Annotated in this window: 11 protein-coding genes; 10 read left to right on the forward strand and 1 reads right to left on the reverse strand. The window is 56.8% G+C overall.

Annotated elements, in window-relative coordinates:
* The 9 genes from AC1D0P_RS16525 to AC1D0P_RS16565 form a co-directional block, all read left to right on the forward strand.
* The coding region (locus tag AC1D0P_RS16525; protein WP_477677740.1) for a DNA methyltransferase at window positions 1-206 on the forward strand (206 nt) is incomplete at its 5' end.
* Entirely contained in the window at window positions 203-2,236 is a 2,034-nt protein-coding gene (locus AC1D0P_RS16530; RefSeq protein WP_477677741.1) for an ATP-binding protein, read from the forward strand. The genes AC1D0P_RS16525 and AC1D0P_RS16530, both read left to right, overlap by 4 nt.
* A complete protein-coding gene (locus tag AC1D0P_RS16535) occupies window positions 2,233-3,567 on the forward strand; it encodes a hypothetical protein (protein ID WP_477677742.1) in 1,335 nt (444 codons plus the stop codon). Before AC1D0P_RS16530 ends, AC1D0P_RS16535 begins: the two co-directional genes overlap by 4 nt.
* A gap of 188 nt (window positions 3,568-3,755) precedes the next feature.
* Window positions 3,756-4,583 carry a protein NO VEIN domain-containing protein gene (locus AC1D0P_RS16540; protein ID WP_477677743.1) on the forward strand — a complete coding sequence of 276 codons (828 nt, stop codon included), beginning with the start codon at window positions 3,756-3,758 and terminating at the stop codon, window positions 4,581-4,583.
* A gap of 133 nt (window positions 4,584-4,716) precedes the next feature.
* Window positions 4,717-5,133 (forward strand): VOC family protein, encoded by a 417-nt coding sequence (locus AC1D0P_RS16545; protein WP_477677744.1) that lies wholly within the window; start codon window positions 4,717-4,719, stop codon window positions 5,131-5,133.
* Window positions 5,134-5,297: 164 nt separating this feature from the next.
* A complete protein-coding gene (locus tag AC1D0P_RS16550) occupies window positions 5,298-6,098 on the forward strand; it encodes an SDR family NAD(P)-dependent oxidoreductase (protein ID WP_477677745.1) in 801 nt (266 codons plus the stop codon).
* A 109-nt stretch (window positions 6,099-6,207) separates the two neighbouring features.
* Window positions 6,208-6,423, forward strand: coding sequence for a hypothetical protein (locus tag AC1D0P_RS16555; protein ID WP_477677750.1), 216 nt, complete (start codon window positions 6,208-6,210; stop codon window positions 6,421-6,423).
* A 9-nt stretch (window positions 6,424-6,432) separates the two neighbouring features.
* Window positions 6,433-7,203, forward strand: coding sequence for an alpha/beta fold hydrolase (locus AC1D0P_RS16560; RefSeq protein ID WP_477677746.1), 771 nt, complete (start codon window positions 6,433-6,435; stop codon window positions 7,201-7,203).
* A gap of 135 nt (window positions 7,204-7,338) precedes the next feature.
* Window positions 7,339-7,563: a hypothetical protein gene (locus tag AC1D0P_RS16565; protein WP_477677747.1), complete on the forward strand. Its 225-nt coding sequence runs from the start codon at window positions 7,339-7,341 to the stop codon at window positions 7,561-7,563.
* A 21-nt stretch (window positions 7,564-7,584) separates the two neighbouring features.
* On the opposite strand, the gene AC1D0P_RS16570 is transcribed toward AC1D0P_RS16565, so the two are convergent.
* Window positions 7,585-8,403 carry an alpha/beta hydrolase gene (locus tag AC1D0P_RS16570; protein WP_477677748.1) on the reverse strand — a complete coding sequence of 273 codons (819 nt, stop codon included), beginning with the start codon at window positions 8,401-8,403 and terminating at the stop codon, window positions 7,585-7,587.
* A 114-nt stretch (window positions 8,404-8,517) separates the two neighbouring features.
* Between AC1D0P_RS16570 and AC1D0P_RS16575 the strand changes: the two genes are divergently transcribed.
* Window positions 8,518-9,351, forward strand: a complete 834-nt coding sequence (locus AC1D0P_RS16575; RefSeq protein ID WP_477677749.1) for an inositol oxygenase family protein — start codon at window positions 8,518-8,520, stop codon at window positions 9,349-9,351.
* Window positions 9,352-9,596 lie beyond the last annotated feature (245 nt).

Here is a 9,596-nt window from a genome sequence, read left to right on the forward strand (position 1 = left end):
GGCTAGCTTCCTTCTTCATTCAGTATCTAACCGATGAAAGAGATTTGGTGTTGGACCCATTTGGAGGGAGTAACACAACAGGATATATGTCTGCACTGCTGGGGCGCCAATGGCTAAGCATTGACGCTCAGCGCGAGTTTGTTCGGCAATCTAAATTGCGATTCAAGGATCCCTTGTTGTCGGAAAAAGAAGGAGGTCTCAAATGAGCGTAGCGGAAAAGTTAGGTGGCATCGATCTTTTCAAACGGAGCTCGCAAGGCAACGATTGGGAGTGGGATACAGGGGCGTTCGTAGGACGCCCTTTTCATTTGGATTTTTCAACAGCAAAAATAGTCGTTGGAGATGCGTGGAAGGAGAAGGCAAAAGGGATTCCGCAAGGATGCTTTTTGCTTGCCTACTATGACTGTGACCCCGGGCAGCCTCATTTGGAAGAAGCTCTTCTCCTTAGGGTCCGTGAACCTGCCCCTCTTCCCACTGAGCGGGACGTCGTTGGGGCGATGGTCGAGTATTACAAAGAGAATATTCGAACGGGCAGCACTATGGGAAGTAAGTTAGACCAATTCACACGGTATGACTTTTCATTCAGTGGGCTATCTTGTTCCATCTTGGGATGTTTTTATCTGGATGATGGAAAGTTGAGATTCGGCGCCGACGTGGAAAATTTCTTCAGCGCTCACAACTACTCCGTTGTGAAACCAACGTCTGATTTACTGAAATTTATCGTTAATTTCAGAGAGGTTGGTGTTCCAGGAGGATCCGGAGACATTCGCATCGGACATGTTCGTTACAGCTCAAGCAGGCGCTTCAAAGCCGCGGAAAAGGAGGTTCCTATCTATGTGAAGGCAACCGACTTTGCGGGAAAGAGGACGGGTCTGTTTGGCATGACGCGTACAGGTAAGTCCAACACGATAAAAAAAATCATCCAGGCAAATGAGCAGATAAGCGAACAAGCTGCGTTGGTTCTTGACGTGGCGAAAGAGTCCGTTGAAGAGGTCGTTAAACCATTTACCGCCGATGGCTCACCGAAATATCCTGTCGGCCAGCTGGTGTTCGATATGAACGGTGAGTACGCCAACGCGAACCTTCAAGACGCGGGGACTGCGATTTTTGATTTGTACAAGGAAAAAACAGAGCGCTATTCAATAGTCGAGAAAGACGGCTTTAAGGTCTTAAAGGTCAATTTTTATAAAGAAGTATCGAGTGGCTTCGAACTCATTCGGTCGCACCCAAGCGTGGCGGACGACGGCACTCGATTCATGGCTGCATTTAGATCGGTTGTTCTTGAAAAACCGGAAGACTACAACACCGATGTCTCAGCTAAAACCCGATATGACCGGAGACTTTCGGTTTATCACGCGATATTGCATCGCGCGGGTTTTAAAGCGCCAACTGGATTCCAGTTGAAGTTCACAGCCAATGCTGAAGTTCGTAAGCTAGTAAATGATCAAGTGGACCCCGGGAAGGGGCTGTCTCTAGCGGAAATCGCTGACTGGTGGGAGCGATTCTGGAAAATTTATGATGATGACGACACGGGACTTTTCGCGAAGTACAAGAAGGATAAGGGCGGTAAGGAATGGGCCGATGACGATCTAAAAGCGTTGCTAGTCATGATGACTAGGGCTAGAAAATCCGGGAACGGACCGGATTGTTCTGGATACCTTGCGTTGAGGGGCCTCACCGCACTTCACACCAGCGTTGATCAGGCGCCATTTGAAGAGGACATTCTTTCAAATCTTCGGAAGGGAAGGATCGTAATTGTGGACCTTTCAAGTGGTGAGGAAGAGTTGCAGCGCATGTACTCAGAACGAATTAGCCGTCATGTGTTCCGCGACTCAATGAGGCGGTTTACGTCTAACCTGCCAAATAACTTCGTCCAGTTCTATTTCGAAGAGGCACACAACTTGTTTCCTAAGCAAGCGGATAAAGATCTCTCGCAGATTTATAACCGTTTGGCGAAGGAAGGAGCGAAGTTGCAGCTGGGTTTGGTGTTTGCGACTCAGGAGGTGAGTTCTATAAGCGGCAATATTCTAAAAAATACACAGAATTGGTTCATCTCTCATTTGAATAACGCGGATGAAATTCGCGAGCTAAAAAAATACTACGACTTCAGCGATTTTGGTGACTCACTTCTCAAGTTCAGTCAAGAAACAGATAAAGGTTTTGCGCGCGTAAAAACTTATAGCAACGCGTTTGTCATCCCCATGCAAGTAGACAGGTTTGCCCCGGAGTCGAAATGACCTACTCCAGCCCTGGGCCGAAGCCAATTGAATATGCGTCCAAGGCGGCACATCATCACATCATTAATGATGTGCGGGTGCAGGCGCTAGTCGGAAAATTGCATATTCCACCGACGGTTTCATTGGACTCAATTTCTGACTATTCGATACCGTTTCAGCCGATAGAGACTAGCATCACTGATGTATTTGCAATTGATGGTGGATATACGGAATCCCCGCTAAAACAGGGATTTCCTGGCTCGGCGATGCATTTCTTTCAGTTTGGGGCGGTGCACTTTACGCTCGAGGCACTACGTAAGTTAGAAGTCTCGCGTCACCCCGACCCCGATGACATGGCGCGGCTAAAGAATATTGACCGCGTGAAATTTCCACTGCCCACTCTTAACACGCGGCGGAATGATTGCGAATCACTTGTGGATTCTGTACGGCTTACTTTGCATGAGTTTCTTTGCGCGGAGAAGTTGGGCGAATCAATGCCTCTAATGGACACTCTCGCGTGGTTCTTGTTTCGTCAATACAAAGGTGCCGCTCGTTCAATCGAAGAGGGCGAGTACGAGCTCACCAGTTTGCCGCATGGTGAAGGTGGATTCGTTTTCAAAGAGCTGGATATGAAGTCTGGCTATACGTTCCAAGATCAGACCGGTGCGACGCTTTATTTAATAGATGCTTTCCGTCTTCACGAACGTATTGACGAGCAGACGGGTGCTGCGGGCATATGTGGCTATGTCGCTGGAGTTGTGGAACATCTCATCCTTCTGCATTTGATTCGAAATTTAATGCGATTTGATGGAGGTATGCGCCGGTCCTTGATGATCATGGATCGGCCGACGGGTTTCTTTGGAAACACGTCTCGACTCATCATTCCAATGATGGATTTGATGTCTTGGCTTTTTAATTCGAGCGGGGTATTTCTTGCTGGACTTGAGAAGAGTGGCGCATTTGTTGAGCACGCGAGGCAGATTCAGCAAGTGATGCCTGCTAGTTCTTTTATCGTGCTGGGTAACTCGTATATTTATAAATACATAACACCTCCCTCTGCCGGTTTGACACGACCCTATGCAGTAACTTCCTACTATGGGCATAAAGTTATTTTTAAAACTCGAGGTGGGCAGATGTATGTTGTTTCCCTGCCCGTAGAGATGCTCAAACCAGAACCGGTTGAGGGAGATATACCAAATTTGCGGGCCATCCTCACGCACATCGAGCAACTCAAATGCGACATGTACGAGAACGCATTGTTGCCAATAGCGCTAGCTAACAAATTAGTTAGCTTAGCTGCGGTTCCCAGCAGCAAAATCTTAGAGAGTTTTGCTAAATCGTCGATCGCGTAGACGCGAAGCGTTGTGTTGTTGACATAACTGGGCGTGCGATGGCGAGTGGTTTGGACGGTGTATGGATTACCATGCCCTGGCCATGCAGCTGATGACTAAGCTGCAGGAATGGGATAAGTGATTTAAGGATGGGCGCGTGATCCACGGATTTTCTTCTGGTTGAGGCGCTAGATAAAAAGAGGCAGTTGATGGATTGGTCCCGAGAGGAAGTCGAAATTGTTGTCGCCGACTACCTGGCGATGCTGGCTGCCCACTTTTCGGGACAACAAGTCAATAAAGCCCAGCGACGGAGTGAGTTACTTCCTAAGCTCGCTGGGCGCAACGATGCGTCAGTCGAAAGAAAACGCGCAAATATCAGTGCGGTGGTCGAGAAGCTTGGTTTTCACTATTTGCCTGGCTATAAGCCATTGTGGAATTACCAAAGACTTCTTGATTCCGTCGTACCCGAACAAATCGCCGCAGCACCATGGCTTGATGAAGCCGCACTAGCAGCAGTCCAATTGCCAGCACTGCCCCAGATACCAACAGACTTCGCGAACGTAATAAGTGAGCCCCCAAAACTAGCGCCACGTGCAAAGGAGCCTGCCTACGCGTTTACGCCTATCCGCAGGGATTACCTTGAGCGCGAAGCTAGAAACCGATCTCTTGGTCGGGCTGGTGAGGAGTTTGTTTTGGAGTACGAGCGCTGGCGATTACGCCAATTCGGGGAAGCTCGGCTTGCTGCAAAGGTCGATTGGGTATCTACAACCAAAGGTGATGGCCTTGGCTACGACATCCATTCATTTAATGCGAGTGGCGAAGACAAATTCATAGAAGTGAAGACCACAGCATTTGGTGTGGCAACTCCGTTTTTTATTACCAACTCGGAACTGGCATTTGCGCGACTCAATGAAAGCCAGTTCCACATTTACCGTGTGTTTGAGTTCCGATTGAAGCCGAGAGCCTTTTCGCTTCAAGGCRATCCGGCGGCTCATTGCATTCTTGACCCTGTTTCTTATCGCGCTAGCTTCGGCTGAAAGAAACGTGTCCCGGAGGCCTTGATCACAAGTCGTGAAACCTATTAAAGCCCGCCGAACGGCGGGCATATTCATTGCAAATGGCTGGGTCGCTCGCTAAGCTTTTCTCTCCCAACCAACAAGGACAAAGCCCGTGCCCAACACCCCCGCCCTCCCCGAAAGCATCATCTCCCACGTCTCCATAGGCACCAACGACTTCCCGCGCGCCAGGGCCTTCTACACGGCCGTGCTGGGCGCGCTGGGGATCAAGGTGATCATGGAGCACCCCGGGGCCATCGCGTTTGGCCGCGCGTATCCGGAGTTCTGGGTCGGTGTGCCGCATGACGGGGGCAAGGCGCATGTGGGCAATGGCTCGCACTTTGGCTTCCTGGCTGTGTCCCAGGCCCAGGTCGATGCCTTTTATGCCAAGGCGCTGGAGCTGGGTGGGCAGGGGGCGGGCGCGCCGGGGCCGCGGCCGATGTATGGGCCGCAGTACTACGGCTGTTTTGTGCGAGACCTGGATGGGCACAAGATCGAGGCGCAGTTTTCGGACATGTCCGCTGCGGGCTGACTGACGGATTAATAAGCGCCGGGCCTCGCCTTGTCGCGCGGGGGTACGGGGCGCTGTCTGACACCGTCGGGTTTTCGGGGTTTCCAGAATGGGTTGATACGGGCCGGCTTTCCAGCATCGCCGGCGTGTGTTCAACCCTTTTTCTTCTTCTGGAGGCCTCCATCATGGAATCTTCTTCGCTTCGCCCGCTGGCGATTGTCACGGGCGCTTCTTCGGGCATTGGCTACCACCTGGCCCAATGCGCGGCCCAGGACGGCTTTGATCTGGTGATCGCGGCGGACCAGCCGCTGGATGCCGCCGTGCTGGACTTTAGTGCGCTGGGCGCGCAGGTGGATGCGGTGCAGGTTGACCTGGCCACACGCGAGGGCCTGGAGGCCTTGCTGGCGGCCGTGCGGGGCCGCACGGTGGACGCGCTGCTGGCCAATGCCGGGCACGGCCTGGGCCACGGCTTCCTGGACCAGGATTTTGCCGAGGTGCTGCATGTGATCAACACCAATATCTCGGGCACGATTTATTTGGTGCAAAAGGTGGGGCAGGCGATGCGCCAGCAGGGCCGGGGCCGCATCCTGCTGACGGGTTCGATCGCGGGCTTTACGCCGGGCAGCTTCCAGGCGGTCTACAACGGCAGCAAGGCCTTTATCGATTCGTTCGCGGCGGCGCTGCGCAACGAGCTCAAGGACACGGGCATCACGGTGAGCTGTTTGATGCCGGGCCCGACGGACACGGAGTTCTTTGCCCGGGCCGGCATGCTGGACACCAAGGTCGCGACCGACAGCAAGATGGACCCGGCCGAGGTCGCGAAGATCGGCTTCAAGGCGATGATGGACGGCGAGGCCGACGTGGTGGCGGGCCTGAAGAACAAGCTGGAGGTGGCGATGGCCAAGGTCACGCCCTCGCAGGTCTCGGCCGAGCAGCACCGCAAGATCGCCGAGCCGGGCACGGCGACGCAGGCTGAACACGCCTGAACTTTTTCTCAAACCCCTTCACAAGGAGACACACACCATGGCGAACAAACCCGGCAAACCGAATATCCAGCGCAGCGTGGGCATCAGCGGCACCGCTGCCGACCCGACCATTGAGCAGGAAGACACCAACACCGGCACCAACACCGACCCCAAGGCCTCATCAGGCCACGGCGGCAAGGTCGAGAACGACTTCAACCAGATGGGCGAACAAAAGCCCACGCAGAAGAACGAAGGCCAGCGCACGGCCAACAGCCGCAGCGACCGGGAGTCGCATGTGGGCGGCAGCAACCAGCTGCAGTCGCGCCGGGGCACGACGGGGCGCTGAGGCGTGAGCGTGGAAATTTTCAATCACCACAGCGGCGACCACCTGGCGCTGGACAGCGCGAAGATCTACTTTGAGGTCCGTGGCGACAGCACGGACCCGCCGCTGCTGTTCCTGCACGGCGGGCTGGGCACCATGAAGGACTTCAACGATGTGCTGCCGCGGCTGGCGAAGCGTTTCAGGGTGATAGGCCTGGACAGCCGCGGCCACGGCAAGTCAACGCTGGGAACGGCGGCGATGAGCTACCAGCGGCTGGCGCTTGACGCCGCCGGCGTGCTGCGGCACCTGGGCGTTGAGCGCTACAGCGTGGTGGGTTTCAGCGACGGCGGCATCACGGCCTTGCGCATGGCCGCGCAGGCGGATGCGCGTATCGACCGGCTGGTGGCCATAGGCACCGACAAGATGCTCAAGCCCGACGACCCGGTGCGCAAGCTGCTGGCCGGCGTCACGGCGGAAAGCTGGACGAAAAAATTTCCCGAGACGGTGACGCTGTACCAGGCGCTCAACCCGCAACCCGACTTCAAGGCGCTGGTCAATGCCGTCGTGCCGATGTGGCTGGACGACAGCGGCAACGGCTACCCCGGCGACAGCGTCAGGCGGATACGCTGCCCCGTGCTGGCGGTTCGCGGCGATGAAGACCCCCTGGTGTCGCGCGCCAGCGTGTTCGAGCTTGTGGAGCAGGTGCGCGGCGCGAAACTGCTGAACATTCCCTTCGCGGGCCATGRGGCGCACAAGGACCAGGCGGAGCTGGTGATGGCGAGCGTGAACCGCTTCCTGGAATGAGGGCTTCCGGGGCGCATCTTTACCTGGCGCTGAGGCATTTCCTTACAAACCGCAACGCGGCAGACGCACAGCCCTAAGCCGGGCGGCGCAGCATCAAACCCTTGTTGATTTGTTGTTGCTGATGGAGTGCCTGCCATGAAGAAGATTGCCGACTTTCTGTTCCGCCCGCGCTACCTGCGCGCCATCCCCTCACTGGTGGTGCTGACCACCGCCATGGCCTGGGGTGTGGCGCCTGACCCGGACGCGATGGACACGGCGCAGAAGGCGGAGAAGCGGGCGGGCGTGAGCCTGTCGCTGAACCATGCGGCCATGGGCAGCAGCCCCAAGGACATGGCGCTGGACAAGCCCGAACAGGCCTGAGCCGCCCGCCTTCTCAAAGGTTCAAGGCTTTGCCGCAATCACCCATCGGCTGATCTTGCCGACCACGTCGGTCTCGAGGCCGTTGAAGCCGTGGTAGGCCATGGCCTCGCAGGGGTCACCCCGGCTCTGGCCGCCGCTTACGCTGATGAGTTCGGCTTTCGGGGTTTTGGCGAGCTTCTCCATCAACATCGGCATGTCGCTGAAAAGGCAGACCTTGCAGCCGTCGTTTTCATGGTGGACCACGAGCACGGGGATGGCGAGTTTTTCGAGCGGCATTTGGGGCACGGCGCGGCCCTTGGGGTCGACCAGGATGGTGGAGGTCAGCACCAGGCCGTCGGGGCCGCCCTGGGCTGGTGTGGCCTCGGTGGCGATGTAGGCGGCCGACTGGGTGCCGCGGCTGGTGCCGACCAGCCATACAGGCACGGGTGATTGCTGTTTCAGCCAGGCAATGAGGGCCAGCACGTCGGCACTGTGTTCCGGCTTTTGCCGGTTGCCGCTCAGGTAGGGCGGCGACTGTTTGTCGGAGGGCGCGTCGATGACGGCGACGGCCAGGCCGGCATCGGCGAACTGCTGGCGCGTGCGCACCAGGAAGTTGCCGCCGCCCCCGGCGAAGCCGCCGCCGTCGGTAATCTGCAGGCCGCCATGGCCGCCGGCCATCAGGATGACAGAGGCCTTGGGCGGGCCCGAGGGGGCGATGTAGACAAACCGCTGGGTGACGCCGGGACGCGTGGGAATATCGACGACGCGGGGCGCTGCCGCGCTTTGCGCAAAAGCGGACTGGCCAGCCAGGGTCAGCAGCAGGCCGGCGGCGAGGGCGCGTAAGAGGTGTCTGCGTGGCATGGGCGCTTTCCGGGGCAGGGGTTGCCGCCAATATAGCCGCTGCGGCCCGGCCCGTGAGCGGGGTTTGCACGCAGTGGCGGCGCTTCCTACAATGGCCCGTATATGAACGCCGCCATGCCCCAACCCATCAGCGCCGCCAGCCCTTCCGTACAAGCCGCCCTGCTGGCCGGCGAGCCCGAACGGGCCGCCTACCGCGACTACGCCCAGCCCGGCCTCGACAGGGTGCGCACTTTCTATCGCAACAACCACCAGCACCAGACGCTGGACTTTGTACTGGCCAAAAAGGCGCAGTGGCTGGGCTTCACGCAGCGCGAAATGACACCCTGGGCCGCGCTGGAATTCCTCAACACCCTGGTCGATGAGTCGGATCCCGACATCGAGCTGCCGCAGATCAGCCACTTGCTGCAGACCGCCGAAGCGATACGCGCCGACGGCCATCCGGACTGGTTTGTGCTGACAGGCTTTATCCACGACCTGGGCAAGGTGTTGTGCCTGTTCGGCGAGCCGCAATGGGCCGTGGTGGGGGATACCTTTCCGGTGGGGTGCCGGTTTTCAGACCGCATCGTCTATCCGGAGTACTTTGCGCTGAATACCGACAGCGCGGATGCGCGCTACAACAGTGAGAACGGCATTTATACGCCCGGCTGCGGGCTGGATGCGGTGCACATGTCGTGGGGGCATGACGAGTATTTGTACCAGCTGATGAAGCCGCACCTTCCCTTGCCGGCGCTGTACATGATCCGGTATCACTCGTTTTATGCGTGGCATAGGGAAGGGGGGTATGGGCATTTGACTGATGCCCAGGATGGGGCGAACCTCCCTTGGGTTCAGAGGTTCAATCCTTATGACCTTTATTCGAAGAATGAGCGGCCGCCGGTGTTGGCTGAACTCAAGTCTTTTTATGAGGACTTGATGGCTAAGTATTTGCCTTCTTCGCTCAAGCTGTAGTGGTTCTGGGTGTGTGCCATCTGCTTGGGCTTGCTGGCCGGGGGTAGCCCGGCGGCTACTCACTTTTCTTTTGCTTCGCCAAAAGAAAAGTAAGCAAAAGAAAAGGCGACCCTGGTTGCTGCGTCCCTTCGCTTCGCTGCGGGCAACCTGCGGTGCTCGGTTCAGGCGGGGTCTCGCTAAACTCGCTTCGCTCAGACAACGCGATCCCTGATCCGCCTGAACCTCCGCTCCTCGGCGCATCCACA

It is taken from the genome of Polaromonas sp. P1_G2 (assembly GCF_056405515.1).

Excerpts from the sequence above, each read along its gene's own strand:
- AC1D0P_RS16565 (WP_477677747.1), top strand. The coding sequence starts at position 7,339 with ATGAAGAAGATTGCCGACTTTCTGTTCCGCCCGCGCTACCTGCGCGCC.
- AC1D0P_RS16530 (WP_477677741.1), top strand. The coding sequence starts at position 203 with ATGAGCGTAGCGGAAAAGTTAGGTGGCATCGATCTTTTCAAACGGAGC.
- AC1D0P_RS16550 (WP_477677745.1), top strand. The coding sequence starts at position 5,298 with ATGGAATCTTCTTCGCTTCGCCCGCTGGCGATTGTCACGGGCGCTTCT.
- AC1D0P_RS16535 (WP_477677742.1), top strand. The coding sequence starts at position 2,233 with ATGACCTACTCCAGCCCTGGGCCGAAGCCAATTGAATATGCGTCCAAG.
- AC1D0P_RS16570 (WP_477677748.1), bottom strand. The coding sequence starts at position 8,403 with ATGCCACGCAGACACCTCTTACGCGCCCTCGCCGCCGGCCTGCTGCTG.
- AC1D0P_RS16575 (WP_477677749.1), top strand. The coding sequence starts at position 8,518 with ATGCCCCAACCCATCAGCGCCGCCAGCCCTTCCGTACAAGCCGCCCTG.